This is a genomic window from Streptomyces silvae (assembly GCF_016745505.1).
In the GTDB taxonomy this organism is placed as follows: Bacteria; Actinomycetota; Actinomycetes; order Streptomycetales; family Streptomycetaceae; genus Streptomyces; species Streptomyces silvae.
In genome coordinates this window covers 1-19,881 of the sequence record NZ_JAERUC010000165.1, presented here as the reverse complement: position 1 = coordinate 19,881, position 19,881 = coordinate 1, and the positions used below count along the sequence as shown (strand labels likewise).

The 19,881-nt window shown below is 71.1% G+C and carries 16 protein-coding genes; 5 read left to right on the top strand and 11 right to left on the bottom strand.

Annotated elements, in window-relative coordinates:
* Positions 1–226 precede the first annotated feature (226 nt).
* On the top strand, positions 227–1,585 hold the full coding sequence (locus JKV81_RS26100) for a DUF2254 domain-containing protein (protein ID WP_202078063.1): 1,359 nt from the start codon (positions 227–229) through the stop codon (positions 1,583–1,585).
* Between the two features lie 40 nt (positions 1,586–1,625).
* On the opposite strand, the gene JKV81_RS26095 is transcribed toward JKV81_RS26100, so the two are convergent.
* The 4 genes from JKV81_RS26095 to sucC form a co-directional block, all read right to left on the bottom strand.
* The gene (locus tag JKV81_RS26095) at positions 1,626–2,003 is read right to left on the bottom strand and encodes a hypothetical protein (protein ID WP_099175329.1); all 378 of its coding nucleotides are present in this window, start codon (positions 2,001–2,003) and stop codon (positions 1,626–1,628) included.
* Positions 2,004–2,137: 134 nt separating this feature from the next.
* Entirely contained in the window at positions 2,138–3,715 is a 1,578-nt protein-coding gene (locus tag JKV81_RS26090; protein ID WP_129266508.1) for an aldehyde dehydrogenase family protein, read from the bottom strand.
* Between the two features lie 567 nt (positions 3,716–4,282).
* Positions 4,283–5,164, bottom strand: coding sequence for a succinate--CoA ligase subunit alpha (gene sucD / locus JKV81_RS26085; RefSeq protein WP_202078059.1), 882 nt, complete (start codon positions 5,162–5,164; stop codon positions 4,283–4,285).
* Between the two features lie 2 nt (positions 5,165–5,166).
* Positions 5,167–6,303: an ADP-forming succinate--CoA ligase subunit beta gene (sucC, locus tag JKV81_RS26080; protein WP_129266506.1), complete on the bottom strand. Its 1,137-nt coding sequence runs from the start codon at positions 6,301–6,303 to the stop codon at positions 5,167–5,169.
* Between the two features lie 166 nt (positions 6,304–6,469).
* Here sucC and JKV81_RS26075 point away from each other — a divergent pair, with 166 nt between their 5' ends.
* The 4 genes from JKV81_RS26075 (at position 6,470) to JKV81_RS26060 (ending at position 13,133) form a co-directional block, all read left to right on the top strand.
* Positions 6,470–8,161, top strand: a complete 1,692-nt coding sequence (locus tag JKV81_RS26075) for a thiamine pyrophosphate-binding protein (RefSeq protein WP_202078057.1) — start codon at positions 6,470–6,472, stop codon at positions 8,159–8,161.
* A 13-nt stretch (positions 8,162–8,174) separates the two neighbouring features.
* Complete coding sequence (gene frc, locus JKV81_RS26070) at positions 8,175–9,413, top strand: formyl-CoA transferase (protein ID WP_202078055.1); 1,239 nt, start codon at positions 8,175–8,177, stop codon at positions 9,411–9,413.
* Between the two features lie 2 nt (positions 9,414–9,415).
* Positions 9,416–11,584, top strand: a complete 2,169-nt coding sequence (locus JKV81_RS26065) for an acetate--CoA ligase family protein (RefSeq protein WP_202078053.1) — start codon at positions 9,416–9,418, stop codon at positions 11,582–11,584.
* 124 nt (positions 11,585–11,708) lie between these two features.
* Positions 11,709–13,133, top strand: coding sequence for an OFA family MFS transporter (locus JKV81_RS26060; protein ID WP_129266502.1), 1,425 nt, complete (start codon positions 11,709–11,711; stop codon positions 13,131–13,133).
* Positions 13,134–13,205: 72 nt separating this feature from the next.
* On the opposite strand, the gene JKV81_RS26055 is transcribed toward JKV81_RS26060, so the two are convergent.
* The 7 genes from JKV81_RS26055 to JKV81_RS36375 form a co-directional block, all read right to left on the bottom strand.
* Entirely contained in the window at positions 13,206–14,282 is a 1,077-nt protein-coding gene (locus JKV81_RS26055) for a sugar phosphate isomerase/epimerase family protein (protein ID WP_129266501.1), read from the bottom strand.
* Between the two features lie 41 nt (positions 14,283–14,323).
* Entirely contained in the window at positions 14,324–15,721 is a 1,398-nt protein-coding gene (locus JKV81_RS26050) for an alkaline phosphatase family protein (RefSeq protein ID WP_124275757.1), read from the bottom strand.
* Positions 15,718–16,893: a metabolite traffic protein EboE gene (eboE, locus tag JKV81_RS26045; protein WP_124275756.1), complete on the bottom strand. Its 1,176-nt coding sequence runs from the start codon at positions 16,891–16,893 to the stop codon at positions 15,718–15,720. Before eboE ends, JKV81_RS26050 begins: the two co-directional genes overlap by 4 nt.
* Positions 16,894–16,896: 3 nt before the next feature.
* Positions 16,897–17,745, bottom strand: coding sequence for a TatD family hydrolase (locus JKV81_RS26040; protein ID WP_129266500.1), 849 nt, complete (start codon positions 17,743–17,745; stop codon positions 16,897–16,899).
* Positions 17,742–18,389: an EboA domain-containing protein gene (locus tag JKV81_RS26035; RefSeq protein WP_124275754.1), complete on the bottom strand. Its 648-nt coding sequence runs from the start codon at positions 18,387–18,389 to the stop codon at positions 17,742–17,744. Before JKV81_RS26035 ends, JKV81_RS26040 begins: the two co-directional genes overlap by 4 nt.
* A complete protein-coding gene (locus tag JKV81_RS26030; RefSeq protein WP_202078051.1) occupies positions 18,383–19,246 on the bottom strand; it encodes a sugar phosphate isomerase/epimerase family protein in 864 nt (287 codons plus the stop codon). The genes JKV81_RS26035 and JKV81_RS26030 overlap by 7 nt, the downstream gene beginning before the upstream one ends.
* Positions 19,243–19,881: UbiA prenyltransferase family protein (locus JKV81_RS36375; protein WP_505016572.1), on the bottom strand; the 639-nt coding region annotated here is incomplete at its 5' end. The genes JKV81_RS26030 and JKV81_RS36375, both read right to left, overlap by 4 nt.

Genomic DNA, 19,881 nt, shown 5'->3' with positions numbered 1-19,881 from the left:
AGCGCGTCTGCCATTCCGCCACCCGGACAAGGTGTCTGTCGTCCCGGGGTGTTCCCCGTGGCGACAAAGAAAACAATACCAGGGGTTTGGGGTGCCTCTCACCTGCGTTTTAGGTGGTCAGTGCGGTGCGGGCCCGACCGGGGCGCACCTGGTGCCGACACGCGTACGTTCCGTGACGTGCGGCGCACGCGGAGTGCTCCCGGACTACCTTCCCGGAATGAGCGGCATGAGGGGCACCGGCAGCACGAGTGGCCCACGTGGCACGAGGAGCGTAACGGGCGCACGCGTCCCGCGACCGCCCCGCGCCCTGGCCGCGCTGCGGGAGCGGCTGCGCGACACCTTCTGGTTCACGCCGGCCGCAGGTCTCGTGGGCGCCGTCGTGCTGTGGCTGGCCCTGTCCGAAGTGGACACGCGGATCGTCATGTATTTCCAGGAGGAGGGGGCGTACGAGGAGCTGGGCGACCTCCTCACCTTCGCCGCCGACGCCCGGACGATCGTCACCACGGTCAGCTCGGCGATGATGACGTTCATCGGTGTCGTGTTCAGCATCTCGCTGGTGGCCGTGCAGATGGCGAGCGGGCAGCTCACCCCGCGCGTCGTCCGGATCTTCGTACGGAGCAGGATCAGCAAGCTCACGCTCACCGTGTTCCTCGCGACCTTCGCGTTCTCCCTGCTGGTGCTGACCTCGTACGAGGGAGGGCCGGAACCCGATCCCCGCCGGGTGATGACGGCGCCCCTGCTCCAGAGCCTGCTGACGCTCGGGCTGGTCGGCCTGAGTCTGCTGCTGTTCGTCGCCTATGTGTCGTCGACCCTGCGGCTGATGCAGGTCGGCCCCGTCCTCGACCACATCACCCGCGAGTCGCTCCGTTCGCTCGCGCGGCAGCCCGTGGGGACGCAGGAGGAACCGCCGCCGGGGGCCCGTACGGCGTACGTCCTCCACCGGGAGGACGCCGGGGTGCTGCGGGGTGTGGCGGTGGGACGGCTGGTGCGGGCCGCACGCCGGCACGGGGTCGTCCTGCGGCTGGTGCCCCGGATCGGGGACTTCGTGGTGCCCGGCACGCCGCTGCTCGCGGTGCTCGGCGGGGCGGTCCCGCCGAGGTCCGCCCTGAGGCGCACGGTCACGGTCGGTGTGGAGCGCACCGCGTACCAGGACCCGGCGTTCGGGCTGCGGCAGCTGTCGGACATCGCGCTGCGCGCGCTGTCGTCCTCGGTGAACGACCCGACCACCGCTGTGCAGTGCCTGGACCGGATCGTGCAGTACCTCGCCGTCGCCGTCCGTCTGCCGCTCGCCCCGCTGCACCACCGGGACCGGCGCGGCGATGTACGGCTCGTCCAGCGGGTGCCGGGGTGGACGGAGCTCGTGGATCTCGCGTTCGAGGAGATCCGGTGGTGTGCGGCCACGAGTCCGCAGGTCACCCGGCGGCTGCTGGCCGGGCTCGACGATCTGCTGCTGCTCGCCTCCGAGGAACGGAGGGAGCCGCTGCTCAGGCACCGTGCGCTCCTGGTGGAAGCGGTGGAGCGCACGGTGCCCGAGAGGGCCGGGCGGGCGTTCGCGCTGCGCCCGGACCGTCAGGGGATCGGCTGATCCCCTCGGCATGTCCGTGCCCGCGCCGGACGGTTCGGAGCTACTTGATGTATCCGCCGTAGATGAACCTGGCCCTGCTCGGGGTGCCCGGCGCATCGCTGTCGAGGTAACCGGTGATCTCGTACCAGACGTTCCCTGCCGAGTTGATGCACTCGTAGTACAGGTGGACGGTCCGTCCGGCAGCGATGTGGCTGGTGACCGAAGCGCTCGCGGAGGCGCCCGTGTGGACGGGGGTACGGGCATTCGTCACCCCGCCCCTCCCGTACCCCTTGCAGGTGAGCGCGGCCTGCGTGCTCACCCCGCCGGACTCGGCGAGGGTGCCGGCGGACGCCGCACCGGCCGACGGGGCGGCGGTGAGTACGGCCGAGGCGACCAGGACAGGCAGGGCGAGCGCCGTCCACGTCTTGGTTTTCTTCACGAAGGATTTCCTAACGGTGTGCGAGTTCGTCTTTCCTCTGACACGGCGCCGGGAGTGTCCAGCCCCGTAGTACGAAGATCGTATGGGTGTTCCGTGACGAGGTGACGGAGCATCACAGGTCCTTCAACGTCCCATCACACCTGCGGCACGAGGTGGTAGTCGGGGAAGTTGCCCGGCAGCCGCTCCCCGGGCGGACCCTCGGTGACGGCCCGTACGAGCAGTTCGCCGCCCACGAAGGCCCCGCGCCAGGACCCCCCGAAGCCGCCGAAGAGCTCCTCGCGGTCGCCCCGGGAGCGCGGCGTGCCGTGGCCCGTCTTGAAGGCGCGGATCTGCGGGGCGAGGCGTGCGTACGTCGCCGGGTCGTCGGTGGAGAGGGTGGCGACCAGGGCTCCGTTCGACGCGTTCATGGCGGCGAGGAGTTCGGCCTCGGTGTCGACCAGGACGATCGTGTCGACCGGGCCGAAGGGTTCCGCGTGGTGGAGCGGGGAGGACGGGGGCGGGTTCAGGAGTGTGACGGGGTGGAGGTAGGCGCTGGTGTCCTGGCCCGGGAGGAACCGGCCCGCCGCCGCGGACCCCTGGTGGAGGGGTACGGCTCCGCGGTCGATCGCCTCGGTGACCTGGTCGTGGAGTTCCTTGGCCTTGGAGGCGTTGATCAGGGGCCCGAAGTCCAGGACGGGGAGCGGGTCGGAGGGGTGCTCCACCGCGAGGGGGTGGCCGGTGCGGAGAGACCGTACGGCGGGGAGGTAGGCGGCCAGGAAGTCGGCGAAGAGGGTGCGCTGGACGACGAAGCGGGGGTAGGCGGTGCAGCGCTGCTTGCCGTAGTCGAAGAGCTTCGGGATGACCGCGGTGAGGGACGGCCAGTCCGTGTGGTTCCAGATGCCCCAGGTGTTGAGGCCCTCCTGTTCGAGGATGTGGCGCTTGCCGAGGTCGGCGACGGCGGTGGCGATGCGGGCGCCGGTGTCCCGGCCGCCGACGAAGGAGACGCAGCCGATCTCGGGCGAGCGGACGAGCGGCTCGGACAGTTCGCTGCCGCTGCCGCTGACGAGGGTGAGCGGGATGCCTTCGCGGGCGGCGAGCGCGCAGGCGAGGGTGAGGCAGGAGACGCCCCCGTCGGTGGGGGTCTTGGCGATGACGGCGTTGCCGGCCAGCGCCTGGACGAGCATCGCGTGGACCAGTACGGACATGGGGTAGTTCCAGCTGGCGATGTTGGAGACGGGGCCCGGGAGCGGGGTCCGGCCGGCCAGGAGGCGGTCGCTGTGGTCGACGTACCAGCGGACGCCGTCGATGGCCCGGTCCACGTCGGCCTGGGCCAGGCGCCAGGGTTTGCCTATCTCCCAGACCAGGAGCAGGGCGAGGAGTTGGCGGTGCTCGGTGAGGGCGTCGAGGGTGGCCGATACGCGGGCGCGGCGTTCGGGGAGCGGGATGTGGCGCCAGGCGCGGTGCTGGTCGAGGGACGCCCGTACGGCCTGGCGGGCGGCCGGGGCGTCGAGCCGGGGCGGGCCGGTGAGGGGGGTGCCGTCGATGGGGCTGGTGGCGGGGAGGGTGCGGCCGTCCTGGTGCCAGGTGCCGGACCAGAGGTTGCGGGTCCGGTCGTCCGCGAACGCCTCGGGGGCGGTGGTGAGGCAGCGGTTCCAGGCGTCGTGCCAGGCGGTTCCTGGCTTGAGGGTGAGGGTGGGGGCGGGGGCGGGGCTGGGGGTGGGCGTTGATGTCATCGGGTCTCCGCTCTGGGGGTGTGGGCGGGAGCGAGGGGTGGGGCGGGGGTGCGGGATGGGGCGGGGCGGGGGCGGGGTGCGGGCGGGCGCCTGCGGCGGGCCTGTTCCCCTGCCCGCCCCATCCCGTAACCGGGGCTCCGCCCCGGACCCCGGTCCTCAAACGCCGGACGGGCTGAATTCATGCGGCTCTGCGCGGGACACGGGGCAGAGCCGGAAGGGGCGGATTGGTGCGGCTCTGCACGGGACACGAGGCAGAGCCGAAACGGCTGGCTTGGTGCGGCCCTGCACGGGATACAGGACAGGGCCAGAACGGGCGAATTGATGCGACCCCGCACGGGACACGGGGCAGAGCCGGAACGGGCGGATTGGTGCTGCCCCGCACTGGACGCGAGGCGGAGCCGGAACAGGCGGGTTGGCGCGGCCCTGCACCGGGCACGGGACACAGCCGGAACAGGCGCATTGATGCGGCCCCGCGCCGGCCACCGGACAGAGCCCGAACAGGCGGATGGCGTGGTCCCGCACGCGACGCGAGGTGAAGCCGCAACGGGCAGAAGGTACGGGTGCGAATCAGCCGTGGAGTCTGGCTTCTGCCAGGCGGGCCGTCTCCGTGGGGGTGGCTCCGACCGCTACGCCCGCCGCCTCCAGTGCCTCCTTCTTCGCCGCCGCCGTGCCGCTCGACCCCGAGACGATCGCCCCGGCGTGGCCCATGGTCTTGCCCTCGGGGGCGGTGAAGCCCGCGATGTAGCCGACCACCGGTTTGGTGATGTGCCGGGCGATGTGCGCCGCGGCGCGTTCCTCCGCGTCGCCGCCGATCTCGCCGATCAGGACAATCAGTTCGGTGTCCGGATCGTTCTCGAACGCCGTCAGGCAGTCGATGTGTGTCGTGCCGATCACCGGGTCGCCGCCGATGCCCACCGCCGTGGAGAAGCCGGTCTCGCGGAGTTCGTGCATCAGCTGGTAGGTGAGCGTGCCCGACTTGGAGACCAGGCCGATGCGGCCCGGCTTCGTCGCGATGTCGGCGGGGATGATCCCCGCGTTGGACTGGCCCGGGCTGATCACCCCGGGGCAGTTGGGGCCGAGGATGCGTGTGCCGCGCGCCCGGGCGTGGGCGTGGAAGGCCACCGCGTCGTGGACGGGGATGCCCTCCGTGATGACCACGGCCAGACCGATGCCCGCGTCCGCCGCCTCGACGACCGCGGCCCTGGCGAACGGCGGCGGGACGAAGACGACGGAGACGTCCGCGCCGGTCGCGTCCATGCCGTCGCGTACGGAGCCGAAGACCGGGACCGTGCGGTCGTCGAGGTCCACGGTGCGGCCCGCCTTGCGGGGGTTGACCCCGCCGACGATCTGGGTGCCCGCGGCGAGCATCCTCCGGGTGTGCTTCATGCCCTCGGCGCCGGTCATGCCCTGGACGAGGACCTTGCTCTCCTTGCTGAGGAAGATGGCCATGATCAGTGCCCTCCCAGGGCGAGTCGGGCTGCTCGGTCGGCTGCGCCGTCCATCGTGGTGACCTGCTGGACCATCGGGTGCGCCCGGTCGTCGAGGATCGCCCGTCCGCGGGCCGCGTTGTTGCCGTCGAGCCGGACCACCAGTGGTTTCGTCAGATGGACGGAGTCGAGGGCCTGGACGATGCCGTCGGCGACCGCGTCGCAGGCGGTGATGCCGCCGAACACGTTGACGAAGACGGACCTCACCGACGGGTCGGAGAGGATGACGGTGAGCCCGTCGGCCATCACGCGGGCCGAGGCACCTCCCCCGATGTCCAGGAAGTTGGCCGGGCGTGCGCCGCAGCCGGCGACCACGTCGAGGGTGGACATGACGAGGCCCGCGCCGTTGCCGATGATGCCGACCTCGCCGTCGAGCTTGACGTAGTTGAGCCCCTTGGCGGCGGCGGCCGCCTCCAGCGGGTCGCCGTGCGGGTCGGTGGTGTCCGCGCCCCAACGCGACTGCCGGAAAGCCGCGTTGTCGTCCAGGGTGACCTTTCCGTCCAGGGCGAGGATGCGGCCGTCCGTGGTGCGGACCAGCGGGTTGACCTCGACGAGCAGGGCGTCCTCCTCGGTGAGGACCTGCCACAGCGCCTGGAGCACGGGCGCGGTCTCCGGCGGGAGCGAGGCCGCCTCGGCGATCCGCGCCGCCTCGGCCGCCGTGACCCCCTCGGCCGGGTCGACGGGGATACGGGCCACCGCGTCCGGGCGCGTGGCGGCGACCTCCTCGATGTCCATGCCGCCCTCCGCCGAGGCGATGGCGAGGAAGGTCCCGGCGGTCCGGTCCAGGACGTAACCGACGTAGAACTCCTCCTCGATGGCCACGGGCTGAGCCAGCATCACCGACCGGACCCGGTGACCCTTGATGTCCATGCCGAGGATCTGGCGTGCGGTGATGACGGCCGCCCCGGGGTCGGCGGCGGCCTTCACCCCGCCGGCCTTGCCCCGTCCGCCCACTTTGACCTGCGCTTTGACGACGACACGGCCGCCGAGCCGTTCGGCCGCGGCATGGGCCGCGGACGGATGGTCCACGACCTCGGCGTCCGGTACGGCGATGCCGTGATCCGCGAAGAGTTGCCTTGCCTGGTGCTCGTAGAGATCCATAGCCACTCCCGATCGTGCCGATTGTGAAAGTGCCGCACGCCCCCTGGACACCACCCACCGGATGCGGGATAACAAGCTTCATACAGTATTCGTCGACTGTATGCAATGTACCGCGAGAGCGGCGGAGCGGCTCCCGCACTCCCCTACGAAGGGACAGGACATCGCCATGCCCGAGGACAGCCAGGACAACCAGAACCTCATCTCCGGTGGGCACTTGGTCGCCAAGGCACTCAAGGCGGAGGGGGTGGAACGCATCTACACCCTCTGTGGCGGCCACATCATCGACATCTACGACGGCTGCGTCGACGAGGGCATCGACGTCGTCGACGTACGGCACGAACAGGTGGCCGCCCACGCGGCCGACGGCTACGCCCGGGTCACCGGGAAGCCGGGGTGCGCCGTCGTCACCGCGGGCCCCGGGACGACCGACGCCGTCACCGGCGTCGCCAACGCCTTCCGCGCGGAGTCACCGATGCTCCTGATAGGGGGTCAGGGAGCGCACACCCAGCACAAGATGGGCTCGCTCCAGGACCTGCCGCACGTCGACATGATGACGCCGATCACCAAGTTCGCGGCCACCGTGCCGGACACCGCGCGGGCGGCGGACATGGTGTCGATGGCCTTCCGGGAGTGCTACCACGGGGCGCCCGGCCCGTCGTTCCTGGAGATCCCCCGCGATGTGCTCGACGCGAAGGTCCCGGCGGACCGGGCCAGGGTCCCGGAAGCGGGGCGGTACCGGGCATCCACCCGGGCGGGCGGCGACCCGGCCGACATCGAGAAGCTCGCCGATCTGCTCGTCCACGCCGACAAGCCGGCCATCCTGCTGGGCAGTCAGGTCTGGACGACCCGCGCCACGGACTCCGCCACCGAGCTCGTCCGGACGCTCAACATCCCCGCGTACATGAACGGCGCGGGCCGCGGCACCCTGCCGCCCGGCGATCCGCACCACTTCCAGCTCTCGCGGCGCTACGCCTTCTCCAACGCCGACCTGATCGTGATCGTGGGCACGCCCTTCGACTTCCGGATGGGTTACGGCAAGCGGCTCTCCCCGGCCGCCACCGTCGTCCAGATCGACCTGGACTACCGGACCGTGGGCAAGAACCGCGATGTCGACCTCGGGATCGTCGGGGACGCCTCGCTCGTCCTGAAGGCGGTCACGGAGGCGGCGAGCGGCCGGCTCAACGGGGGGTCGGTGAAGCGCAAGGCATGGCTGGACGAACTGCGCGCCGCCGAGCAGACGTCGATCGAGAAGCGGCTCCCCCAGCTGAAGTCGGACGCCTCGCCCATCCACCCCTACCGGCTGGTGAGCGAGATCAACGACTTCCTCACCGAGGACTCCATCTACATCGGGGACGGCGGCGACATCGTCACCTTCTCCGGACAGGTCGTCCAGCCCCGCACCCCGGGCCACTGGATGGACCCGGGCCCCCTCGGCACGCTCGGGGTCGGGGTGCCGTTCGTGCTGGCCGCCAAGCAGGCCAGGCCCGACAAGGAGGTGGTGGCGCTCTTCGGTGACGGGGCGTTCTCCCTCACCGGGTGGGACTTCGAGACGCTCGTCCGCTACAACCTCCCCTTCGTCGGGATCGTCGGCAACAACTCCTCGATGAACCAGATCCGTTACGGCCAGAAGGCCAAGTACGGCGACGAGCGCGAGCGGGTCGGCAACACCCTCGGGGACGTCCACTACGACAAGTTCGCCCAGATGCTGGGGGGTTACGGCGAAGAGGTGCGCGACCCCGCCGACATCGCCCCCGCGCTGCGCAGGGCCCGTGAGTCGGGACTGCCCTCGCTGATCAACGTCTGGGTCGACCCGGACGCGTACGCCCCCGGAACGATGAACCAGACCATGTACAAGTAGAGGAGCCGTCGGCATGACCAAAGCTCTTGAGGGCGTGCGCGTCCTCGACATGACCCACGTACAGTCCGGTCCCTCCGCCACCCAGTTGCTCGGCTGGCTCGGGGCGGACGTCGTCAAGCTGGAGGCGCCGAGCGGCGACATCACCCGCAAGCAGTTGCGCGATCTGCCCGACGTCGACTCCCTCTACTTCACGATGCTCAACTGCAACAAGCGGAGCATCACCCTCAACACCAAGAGCGAGCGCGGCAAGGAGATCCTCACCGAGCTGATCCGCCGCAGCGACGTGATGGTGGAGAACTTCGGTCCGGGCGCCGTCGACCGCATGGGGTTCACCTGGGAGCGGATCCAGGAGATCAACCCGCGGATCGTGTACGCCTCGATCAAGGGGTTCGGCGAGGGCCCGTACACCAACTTCAAGGCGTACGAGGTCGTCGCGCAGGCCATGGGCGGCTCCATGTCCACCACGGGCTTCGCCGACGGGCCGCCGCTCGCCACCGGCGCCCAGATCGGTGACTCGGGCACCGGGATCCACGCGGTGGCCGGCATCCTCGCCGCCCTCTTCCAGCGCGAGAACACCGGGCGCGGGCAGCGGGTGAACGTGGCGATGCAGCACGCCGTGCTCAACCTCTGCCGGGTCAAGCTCCGTGACCAGCAGCGGCTGGCGCACGGCCCGCTCGCCGAGTACCCGGACGCACAGGTCACCGCCGACGCCGACGAGGTGCCGCGCAGCGGCAACGCCAGCGGCGGCGGTCAGCCGGGCTGGGCGGTGAAGTGCGCGCCGGGCGGCCCCAACGACTACGTGTACGTCATCGTGCAGCCGGTCGGCTGGAAGCCCCTGTCCGCCCTCATCGGCCGGCCCGAGCTCGCGGAGGACCCCGAGTGGGCGACGCCGGAGTCCCGGCTGCCGAAGCTCGGCAAGATGTTCCAGCTGATCGAGGAGTGGTCGGCGACGCTCCCCAAGTGGGAGGTGCTGGAGCAGCTGAACGCGCACAACATCCCCTGCGGTCCGATCCTCTCCACCAAGGAGATCGTCGAGGACGAGTCCCTCGCCGCCAACGAGATGGTGGTCCGCGTCGAGCACCCCGAGCGCGGCGCGTTCACCACGGTCGGCAGCCCGCTGAAGCTGTCCGACTCCCCCGTCGACATCGTCACCTCCCCGCTGCTCGGTGAGCACAACGCGGAGGTGTACGTGGGCGAACTGGGCCTGGGCGACGACGAACTGCGGCTTCTGAAGACGAACGGAGTCATCTGAGCATGGCCGGAACAGTCGAGAACCAGCAGCAGGAACACGAGTGGGAACGCGTCAGGGCACTCCTCGACCGTGTCCGGGGCGAGGGGCGCAGCGCGCTCACCGCCCCTGAGGGCAAGGTCGTCGCCGACGCGTACGGGATCGCGGTGCCGGGCGAGGGCCTGGCACGTGACGTGGACGAGGCGGTGGCCCTGGCCGACCGGCTCGGCGGATCCGTCGTGCTCAAGATCGTCTCCCCCGACATCCTGCACAAGACGGATGCGGGCGGTGTCGTGGTCGGGGTGTCGGGCGCCAAGGAGGTAAGGGCGGCGTTCTGCACCATCGTGAAGAACGCGAGGGCCTACGCGGCCGACGCACGGATCGAGGGTGTGCAGGTCCAGCAGCTGGTGCCGCCCGGGCAGGAGGTCATCGTCGGGGCGGTCACCGACCCGACGTTCGGCAAGGTGGTCGCGTTCGGTCTCGGCGGTGTCCTGGTCGAGGTGCTGAAGGACATCACCTTCCGGCTGGCTCCGGTGACGGCGGACGAGGCGCAGTCGATGCTCGACTCGATCGGTGCGGCGGAGATCCTGAAGGGGGTGCGCGGGGCGCCGGCCGTGGACCGGTGGGCGCTGGCGGAGCAGATCCGGCGGGTCTCCCGACTGGTCACGGACTTCCCGGAGATCGCGGAGGTCGACCTCAACCCCGTCATCGCCTCGCCGGACGGCGCGGTCGCCGCGGACATCCGGATCCTGCTCACGACCGAGGAGGTCAAGCCACGCCGCCGCTACAGCCGGGAGGAGATCCTCGTCTCGATGCGCCGGCTGATGGAGCCGCGTTCGGTCGCGGTCATCGGGGCCTCCAACGAGCAGGGCAAGATCGGCAATTCGGTGATGCGGAACCTCATCGACGGCGGGTTCGCGGGCGAGATTCATCCGGTGAACCCCAAGGCCGATGACATTCTCGGCCGCAAGGCGTACAAGAGTGTCACCGACGTTCCCGGTGAGGTGGATGTGGCGGTCTTCGCGATACCCGCCAAGTTCGTCGCTTCGGCGCTCCAGGAGGTGGGACGCAAGGGGATCCCCAACGCCGTGCTCATCCCGTCCGGCTTCGCCGAGACCGGTGAACAGGCCCTGCAGGACGAGATCGTGGCGATCGGCGAGCAGCACGGCGTACGGCTGCTGGGGCCGAACATCTACGGCTACTACTCGACGTGGCAGGACCTCTGCGCCACCTTCTGCACCCCGTACGACGTCAAGGGGCCCGTGGCGCTGACGTCGCAGTCCGGCGGGATCGGCATGGCGATCCTGGGCTTCGCGCGGTCGACGAGGACCGGGGTCTCGGCGATCGTCGGGCTCGGCAACAAGTCCGACATCGACGAGGACGACCTGCTGACCTGGTTCGGCGAGGACCCCAACACCGCCTGCATCGCGATGCATCTGGAGGACCTCAAGGACGGGCGGGCGTTCGTGGAGGCGGCGCGGGCGACCGTACCGAAGAAGCCTGTCGTGGTCCTCAAGGCGGGCCGGACGAGCGCGGGCGCCCGGGCGGCGGGTTCCCACACGGGCGCGCTGGCCGGGGACGACGCCGTGTACGACGACATCCTGCGGCAGGCGGGGGTGATCCGGGCGCCGGGCCTGAACGACATGCTGGAGTACGCGCGTGCGCTGCCGGTGCTGCCGGCGCCGAAGGGCGACAACGTCGTGATCATCACGGGGGCGGGCGGTTCGGGGGTGCTCCTGTCGGACGCGATCGTCGACAACGGGCTCTCGCTGATGGAGATCCCGCCGGACCTGGACACGGCGTTCAAGGCGTTCATCCCGCCGTTCGGGGCGGCCGGCAACCCGATCGACATCACGGGCGGCGAGCCGCCGTCGACGTACGAGGCGACGATCCGGCTGGGCATGGAGGATCCGCGGATCCACGCGCTGGTGCTGGGCTACTGGCACACGATCGTCACTCCCCCGATGGTCTTCGCGGAGCTGACGGCCCGGGTGGTGGAGGAGTTCCGGGCGCGCGGGATCGAGAAGCCGGTGGTGGCGTCGCTCGCGGGTGACACCGAGGTCGAGGAGGCCTGCGCGTACCTGTTCGAGCGGGGCGTCGTCGCGTATCCGTACACCACGGAGCGGCCGGTCGCCGTGCTCGGCGCGAAGTACCGGTGGGCCAGGGCGGCCGGGTTGTTGGGCGGTGGCCGATGACCTGATGACGGCGGCTCGAACCACGGGGTCTGCGGCGCACCGCTCGGCCGCGGACCCCCGCGCGAAGTGAGAACGGGCAGGGGGCGCTGGCCAGACTTCTTCCACGCAAGGGGTTCGATCGACAATGACGACTACAGACCTCTCCACATCCGTCCCCTTCAGGGAGGTGACGGATCACAACGGCCGCACATACCGGCTCGGCGAGACCGACCGGGACATCATGGGACGAGCGCGCTGGACGATGGTGCTCTTCCCGTGGATCGGCATGCTGGGCATCAGTTCCTCGGAGTACGCCTTCACGTCCGCCGAGGAGACCCTGCACGAGGCCCATCTGTGGAACAGCGGGCACATCTTCTGGCTGATGGGCGTCTGGGTGTTCTTCCAGGCGGCCGTGGCCTTCCCGGCCGGCAAGCTGCGTGAGAGCGGCCGGCTGCCGGCCAAGAGCGCCATGCTCCTGGGCGCGTCCGGCACGCTGCTGGGCTATCTGTCCCTGGCGTACGCACCGCATGTGATCGTCGCGTACATCGGCTTCGGCATGTTCAGCGGCATCGGCGCCGGTCTCGTCTACGCGACCTGCGTCAACATGGTCGGCAAGTGGTACCCGGAACGCAAGGGTGGCAAGACGGGCCTGGTCAACGGCGGTTTCGCCTACGGTTCGGTGCCGTTCGTCTTCCTGTTCACCTCGTACATGGACCTGTCCAACTACGAGGTCGTGCTGGTCTTCGTCGGTGTCGTGTGCTGTGTGACGGTCGCCGTCGCCGGGTGGTTCTTCAAGGACCCGCCGAAGAACTGGTGGCCGGGCCACGTGGACCCGCTGAAGGTGTCGGACGACCCCCGCATCGTGCGCTCGCTGGCGAAGAACCCGCCGTCGGTCAAGCAGTACAGCCCGCGCGAGGCGGCGCGTACACCCGTGCTGTGGATGATGTGGTTCTGCCTGCTGTGTACGGCGGGCATCAACATCTTCGGCATCGCGATGCAGGTGCCGTTCGGCAAGGAGATGGGGTTCGCGGGCGGCATCGTGGCCACGGCCATGTCGCTGAAGGCCATCGTGAACGGCACCGGCCGCGGTGTGATCGGCTGGATCTCCGACCGTTACGGGCGCCGGAACACGCTGATCTTCGTCTGTATCGTGCTGGGCGCGGCGCAGTTCGGCGTGTACTTCTCGGGGAACATCGGCTCGATGCCGTTCTTCCTGTTCTGCTCGATGGTCTCCGGATTCGGCGGCGGCGCCATCTTCCCGCTCTTCGCCGCGATGACGGCGGACTTCTTCGGTGAGAACAACAACGCGTCCAACTACGGCATGGTCTACAGCTCCAAGCTGGTCTCCGGGCTGGTGGGTTCGGGGATGGGCGCGGTCGTCGTGAGCAACTGGGGGTACGACGCGGCGTTCGCCATCGCGGGCAGCGTCGGCTTCGGCTCGGCGGTCCTCGCGTGCTTCCTGAAGGCACCGGGGCGCTCGGGCGCCGGGCATGCCGGGCCGGTGGCCGGTTCCGGGGTTGCCGGTCCCGGGGTGGCAGGTCCCGGGGTGGCCGGCCCTGGGGTGACGTGACCGTCCGGTCCGTCCGGACACAGCAGTGCGGGGGCCCGGTGGCGGGCCCCCGCACTGCTGTGCGGCGCCGGGTCAGTCCCCGCAGCGGCTCTCGCGGAGCGAGTGCAGATGGGCGCTGGACTTGCGGGCGAAGGCGAAGGACTCGACCGGGTTGTCGTGCTCGGTCTGCCAGTGGTGGTAGGTACGGCCGCGGTGGGTGCGGGCCGTGACGCGGCTCAGGAAGTTCTTGTAGTCGATGTCCCCGTCACCGACGTCCGTCATGTCGTAGCCGTCGCGGGCGGCGTCGTTCCGCGTGCCGTCCTTGACGTGGAAGAGGGGGTAGCGGTCGGGCTGCTTGAGTACGTAGTCGATGGGGTTGAAGGGGGCGGGAGTGCCGTCCACCCGCTTGCCGAAGCGGAACTGCGCGCAGAACGCCCAGTAGATGTCCATCTCCAGGTAGACCAGGTCGGGGTCGGTCTCGGCGAGCAGGACGTCGTAGAGACGTACCTTCGGCTTGTCGGTGGCGAAGGAGAACTCCTCCGCGTGGTTGTGCTGGTAGAACTTCATGCCGCGCTTGCGGGCCGCGGCGCCGTAGGTGTTGAAGTCCTCGGCGGCGCGCTTCCAGCCGTCGACGGTGTCGCCGTAGCGGAACGGCCCGGAGGCGGTGCCGATGTGCTTGAGGCCGAGTGCCTCGGCGTCGTCGAGGACCTGGGTGAGGTTCTGGGCGAAGGAGTAGGCGCCGGGGTTGTTGTCGTCGTAGTAGTTGACGTGGCTGCCTATGGGGTTGAGCCCGTGGTCCTTCGCCAGCCGCTTGAGCTGGGCGAGGGTGATGGCGCCGGCCGAGCCCTGGGTGTATCCGGCGAACTCGATCTCGTCGTATCCGTACTTCTCCAGTTCGGAGAAGACGGGTGCGAAGCCGAGGGTGGAGACCTTGTCGCGGAGGCTGTAGAGCTGGATGCCGAGGCGGCCGGGGGGCAGGACCGCGCGGCCCTTCCCGTGGTCGTTGCCGTGTCCGTGGCCGTGGTCCTTGCCGTGTCCGTGGCCCGGGCTCGACGCCTGGGCGGCGGCGCCGCTGAGGAGGGTCGCGGCAGTGGCTCCGGCGGCGACGCCCAGGACGTTGCGGCGGCTGAGTCTGCGCGCGAGCTCGGGGTCCTTCGGGGTGCGGCTCATGGTCAGAAATCTCCCTGTGAACGTGCGGGCGGGACGGATTGTCAGTGCAGTCCGGCAAGCTGGAGCAGCAAGGACTTCACTTCGGTGGCCTGGACTCGGCCGGTGAACGCGTGGGGGGTGGAGCAGAGGATGAGCGGACCTTCGTCGTCGCTCGTGGGGAGGCGGCCGTGGCTGCCTCGAATAGGTGAGGGATCCAGGGGGACGACCGCCATGCGGTAGCGCATCCCCAGCTTCTTGCGTGCGACCGCGGAGACGGCCTTCACCCGGACATAGGGGTCCTGGGGGTCCATGAAGAGTTCCACCGGGTCGTAGCCCGGTTTGCGGTGGATCTCGACGAGCTGGGCGAAGTCGGGCGCGCGGTCGTCGTCGAGCCAGTAGTAGTACGTGAACCAGGCGTCCTTCTCCGCCACGGCGACGAGCTCGCCGGAACGGGGATGGTCCAGGTGGTGGGCCTTCTTGCCCTCGTCGTCGAGGAGCTCGGCGATCCCGGGCAGGTCGGCGAGTGCCTCCCGGGTCGCATCGAGGTCCTCGGGCCGGCGTACGTAGACGTGGGCGAGCTGGTGGTCGGCGACGGCGAAGGCACGGGACGCCATGGGGTCGAGGTACTCCATGCCGTCCTGGGTGTGCACCTCAAGGAGCCCGGCGCGGCGCAGGGCCCGGTTGATGTCCACGGGCCGGTCGACGCGGGTGATGCCGTACTCCGAGAGGGCGACGACGGTGCGGCCCTGGGCCGTCGCGTCGTCGAGCAGGGGTGCCATGGCGCGGTCGAGGTCGGCCGCGGCGCGGTGGGATCGGGGGTCGTCGGGGCCGTAGCGCTGGAGGTCGTAGTCGAGGTGCGGGAGGTAGCAGAGCGCCAGGTCGGGGCCGCGGGTGGTGAGGATGTGCCGGGTGGCGTCGATGATCCACTGCGAGGAGACGAGGTCGGCGCCGGGGCCCCAGAAGTGGAAGAGGGGGAAGGTGCCGAGCTTCTCGGTCAGTTCGTCGTGCAGTGCCGGGGGCCGGGTGTAGCAGTCCGGTTCCTTGCGTCCGTCGGCGTAGTACACGGGGCGCGGTGTGACGGTCCAGTCGGTGTCGGCCCCCATCGCGTACCACCAGCAGATGTTGGCGACGGTGTAGCCGGGGTGGGCGCGGCGGGCCGCGTCCCAGAGCTTGTCCCCGGCGACGAGCCCGTTGTGCTGGCGCCACAGGAGGACGTCGCCGAGCTCGCGGAAGTACCAGCCGTTGGCGACGATGCCGTGTTCGGAGGGGGTGGTGCCGGTGAGGAAGGTGGACTGGGCGGCGCAGGTGACGGCGGGCAGGACGGTGGACAGGGGTGCCTGGGTGCCCGTCCCGGCCAGGGCGCGGAGGTTCGGCATGTGCGCCAGGAGCTGGGGGGTGAGACCGACGACGTCGAGGACGAGGAGGGGGGTGGGGCGGTCGCCGGCGGTGGGGGCGGTCATGGGAGCTCCTTGAGTCCGAGGTCGACGAGGAGGTCGCGGGCGAGGGTGAGTTCGGCGGCGATGCCGTCGGCGAGCTGGGTGCGGGTGCGCGGCCGCAGTTCGGCGGGGAGCGCCTGCCAGGTGTACGTCTCGACCTCCAGGTGCCGGGTGAGGGGTTCGGGCCCGCCGACGAGCCGGTTCAGCACGGACTGGAGCACGGGGAGGGTGGAGGTGAGAGGGGGCGCGGGAGGCGCGTGCAGGGGGACGTGGAAGTGGGAGCGCCAGGGGGTGCCGTCGGGGAGGGCCCCGCCGGACACCGCCTCGTCGAGGTCGTCGGTCCCGCGCAGGCCTGCCGTGGTGAGGGTGCGTGTCTGGTGCAGGAAGCGGGGTTCGGCGAAGGCGCCCAGGGCGGCGCGCACCTCGGGCAGGTGCGGGTGTTCGGCGTGCAGCGCCGCGGAGAGCTGGGCCTTGGCGACGGTGACGCCGGCCGCGCCCAGGGCGTCGAGCGCGGTGTCCGGGTCCTCGAAGGAGGTGGCGAGGTGGCAGGTGTCGACGCAGATGCCGATGCGGTCGTGCCCCACGGCGGTGAGGGGTCCGATGGCGTCGGCGGTGGTCTCCACGGTGCAGCCGGGTTCGGGTTCGAGGCCGATCCTGATGTTCTTGCCGGTCAGTTCGGCGAGGGCGTCGAGGCGCTGCGCGAGCGTGGTGAGGGCCTTGCGTGCCGTGTCCGCCGCCGTGGGTTCGTCGGCGTACGGGGTGCGCCAGGCGATCGGCAGGGTGGAGATCGTGCCCTCGGTGACGTCGTCGGGCAGCAGGGTGGCGAGCAGCCGGGCCAGGTCGGTGGTGTGCGAGAGCCGTTCGGGGTCGGTCCAGTCCGGTGTGTAGACGCGGTACTTGACCTCCTGGGCCCCGAAGCCCTCGTAGGGGAAGCCGTTGAGGGTGACCACTTCGAGGCCGCGGTGGTCGAGCTCGGCGCGCAGCGCGCGCAGGGCGGCCGGGTCGTTGATCAGGGCGCGGGCGGCGTCCCTGGCCAGCCAGAGGCCGATGCCGAGGCGGTCCCGGCCGAGCCGTTTGCGTACGGGCTCGCAGTGGTCGCGGAGCTGGGCGCGGACTCCGTCGAGGGTCTCGGCGGGGTGCACGTTGGTGCAGTACGCGAGGTGGACGGTGGAGCCGTCGGGGTGGCGGAAGCGCATGGCTCACTCCCCGCCGCGGAGGATGGAGTTGCCCTCGTGGAGCGGGCCGGGGGCGGCGAGGTCGAGCTGGAGGCGGCCGCTCTGCCCGTAGAAGGCGACGGGGTTGCGCCAGAGGACCTTGTCGACGTCGTCCTCGTCGAATCCGGCCTTGAGCATGGTGTCGGCGACCTTGCGGGTCTTCAGCGGGTCGCTCTTCCCCCAGTCGGCGGCCGAGTTGACGAGGATCCTGTCGGTGCCGTGGTTCCGCAGGACCGTGATCATGCGGTCCTCGTCCATCTTGGTGTCGGGATAGATGGAGAAGCCGGCCCAGCAGCCGCTGTCGAGGGCGTCCTGCACGGTCGTCTCGTTGAGGTGGTCGAGCAGGACCAGCTCCGGGGCGAGGTCGGACTCGCGGATGACGTCGATGGTGCGGTGCAGGCCGGCGAGCTTGTCGCGGTGCGGGGTGTGGACGAGCGCGGGAAGCCCGTGGTCCGCGGCGAGCTGGAGCTGGGCGCTGAGGGCGGTGTCCTCGGCGGGGGTCATCGAGTCGTAGCCGATCTCACCGACGGCGACGACCGAGTCCTTTTCGAGGTAGCGGGGCAGGGCGTCCAGGACGGGGGTGCACCGGGGGTCGTTCGCCTCCTTGGGGTTGAGGGCGAGGGTGCAGTGGTGGGCGATGCCGTACTGGGAGGCGCGGAAGGGTTCCCAGCCGAGGAGGGCGTCGAAGTAGTCGAAGAAGCTGGCGGGCGAGGTGCGGGGCTGGCCGAGCCAGAAGGAGGGTTCGACGAGGGCCCGGACTCCCGAGTCGTACATCGCCTGGTAGTCGTCCGTGGTGCGGGAGGTCATGTGGATGTGGGGGTCGAAGATCCTCATGAGGTTTCCTCCGTCGACGTGGGGGTGGGGGCGGGAGCGGGGGGTGCCGGGGCCGTGAGGTCGAGGACGGTCCGCAGACCGGCGGGGACGACGCGTCCCGCAGCGGTGCGTTCGGCGGCGAAGTCGCCCAGCATGCGGGCGAGTTCGGCGTCTCCGCGGGCTCGCTCACCGAGCCGGTCGAGGGCTTCGACGGGGACCTCGGTGAAGAGGCACTTGAGCACGGCGTGCCGCCAGCCGTGCGCGTCGAGGTGGGCCGCGCCGTACGGGCCGACGGCCGCGGCGACCAGCCGGGTGTCGTTGGTGCGCAGGGCGTCCTCGACGAGCGGGAGGGCGGTGGCTCCGAGGTCGAGCCGGTGCAGGGTGAGGAGGACGGCGCGGCGTTCGGCGGCGGTGCCCTGTTCGTAGAGCCGGGTGACGGCGGGCAGTCCCGCGCGGGCCTCGACGAGCAGCAGCGCGCGTACGGAGTCGGCGTTCTCGAGGCCGCAGTGCCGTCCCGCCGAGGCGAAGCGCAGCTCCCAGGGCGGGTTGCCGCTGTCGGTGCCGGGGTGCTGCGCGGCGTGCGCGGCTTCGGCGAGCGCTTCGTCGAGCCAGGCCCTGGCCGCTCCGGGGAGCCGGTCGTCGAGTTCCTTGCGGCTGCTCAGCACGGTGCGGCTCCGTCCGTCGTCCCGGTGGCCCGGCGCAGGAAGTCGATGGAGCTGCCGGCGAGTTCGGGGCCCGCGTGGGAGTGCCGGGGCAGTTCGACGACGGTGAGGCCGGCGTATCCGGTGGCGGCGAGCGCTTCGAGCACCGGTGGGAAGTCGATCTCGCCGTCACCGAACGGCAGGTGTTCGTGGACGCCGCGTCGCATGTCCTCGATCTGCACATGGCGCAGCCAGGGGGCTGCTTCCTTCACGCAGTCGACGGGTGAGGCGGGTTCCAGGCACTGGCAGTGGCCGATGTCGAGGGTGAGACCGAGCGGGGCGGGGTCGCCGAGGAGGGTGCGGAGGTGGTGGAAGTCGGCGAGCGTGGCGAGGAGGTGGCCGGGTTCCGGTTCGATGGCCAGCGGGATGCCGGCGCGGTCGGAGGCGTCCAGTACGGGGGCGAGGGCCTCGGCGAGCCGCTGCCACGCGGTGTCCGTGGGGGTGCCCGGCGGGGTGATGCCGCTGAAGCAGTGCACGGCGTGGGCGCCGAGCCCTGCGGCCACTTCGACGGCCCGGACGAGCAGGGCGGTGCGGGCCGCGCGGGCGTCCGGGTCGGGGTCGAGGAGGGACGGGCCGTGTTTGCGCCGGGGGTCCAGGACGTAGCGCGCACCGGTCTCGACGGTGACGCCGAGGCCGAGTCCGGCGAGCCTGCGGGCGACCTGCCGGGTGCGCTCGGCGAGGTCCGGCGCGAGCGGGTCGAGGTGCATGTGGTCGAGGGTCAGGCCGACGCCGTCGTAGCCGAGGTCGGCGAGGAGGCCGAGGGCGTCGTCGAGCCGGAGGTCGGTCAGTCCGTTGGTGCCGTAGCCGAGGCGGAGGGTCACGTGGGGCTCACCTTCCTGGAGAGCGCGCGGGCGAGGGGGACGAGCCCCATGACCGCCAGCCCGCCGACGGGTGCCCCGGCCCTGGCCGCGAGGGCGGCCTGCAGCGGGATCATCGCCCGGATGCCACCGCCGACGGCGCGCTGGGTGAGGGGCGGGGAGGGGTTGAGGGCGGCGTGCAGGAGGGGGACACCGGAGGTGCGGAGGTAGGCGGCGGCGAAGGCGGGGAGCAGGAGCCGTCCGGCGGCGGTCGGCGGGCTCGGTGGCGGCCCGCCCGGCGCCGCACGGCCGCGCAGGAGAGCTGCCGCGAGACCGGCGGCACCGGCCAGCGCGGCCAGGGGTGCGGCGGTGGAGCCGCCCTGCGCCTCGTGACGGGAAACGGCGGTGACGGCGTAGGTGTGGGCGCCGAGCAGGAGGGCGGCGGGGAGCGCGGCGGCGGGGGTACGGCCGGGGGTGAGGGTGCGGACGGGGGCGGGCCGGATGGCGGGGCGGGGTCGGGCAGCGGGGGCGGTCGCTCCTCCCCCGGCCCCGCCCGACATCGTTGCCACCGTCGCGGCCGTGCCCACGGCCTTCGCCGTGCCCACCGTCGCCATCACCGTCGTACCGCGCGTCGCGTTCGTACCGCGCGTCGCGTTCGT

What these genes read in the sequence shown, in the direction of transcription:
- JKV81_RS26065 (WP_202078053.1), top strand. Translation starts at nt 9,416, where the DNA reads ATGGCCGGAACAGTCGAGAACCAGCAGCAGGAACACGAGTGGGAACGC.
- JKV81_RS26050 (WP_124275757.1), bottom strand. Translation starts at nt 15,721, where the DNA reads ATGACCGCCCCCACCGCCGGCGACCGCCCCACCCCCCTCCTCGTCCTC.
- JKV81_RS26090 (WP_129266508.1), bottom strand. Translation starts at nt 3,715, where the DNA reads ATGACATCAACGCCCACCCCCAGCCCCGCCCCCGCCCCCACCCTCACC.
- eboE (WP_124275756.1), bottom strand. Translation starts at nt 16,893, where the DNA reads ATGCGCTTCCGCCACCCCGACGGCTCCACCGTCCACCTCGCGTACTGC.
- JKV81_RS26055 (WP_129266501.1), bottom strand. Translation starts at nt 14,282, where the DNA reads ATGAGCCGCACCCCGAAGGACCCCGAGCTCGCGCGCAGACTCAGCCGC.
- frc (WP_202078055.1), top strand. Translation starts at nt 8,175, where the DNA reads ATGACCAAAGCTCTTGAGGGCGTGCGCGTCCTCGACATGACCCACGTA.
- JKV81_RS26075 (WP_202078057.1), top strand. Translation starts at nt 6,470, where the DNA reads ATGCCCGAGGACAGCCAGGACAACCAGAACCTCATCTCCGGTGGGCAC.
- JKV81_RS26100 (WP_202078063.1), top strand. Translation starts at nt 227, where the DNA reads ATGAGGGGCACCGGCAGCACGAGTGGCCCACGTGGCACGAGGAGCGTA.
- JKV81_RS26040 (WP_129266500.1), bottom strand. Translation starts at nt 17,745, where the DNA reads ATGAGGATCTTCGACCCCCACATCCACATGACCTCCCGCACCACGGAC.
- sucC (WP_129266506.1), bottom strand. Translation starts at nt 6,303, where the DNA reads ATGGATCTCTACGAGCACCAGGCAAGGCAACTCTTCGCGGATCACGGC.
- sucD (WP_202078059.1), bottom strand. Translation starts at nt 5,164, where the DNA reads ATGGCCATCTTCCTCAGCAAGGAGAGCAAGGTCCTCGTCCAGGGCATG.
- JKV81_RS26060 (WP_129266502.1), top strand. Translation starts at nt 11,709, where the DNA reads ATGACGACTACAGACCTCTCCACATCCGTCCCCTTCAGGGAGGTGACG.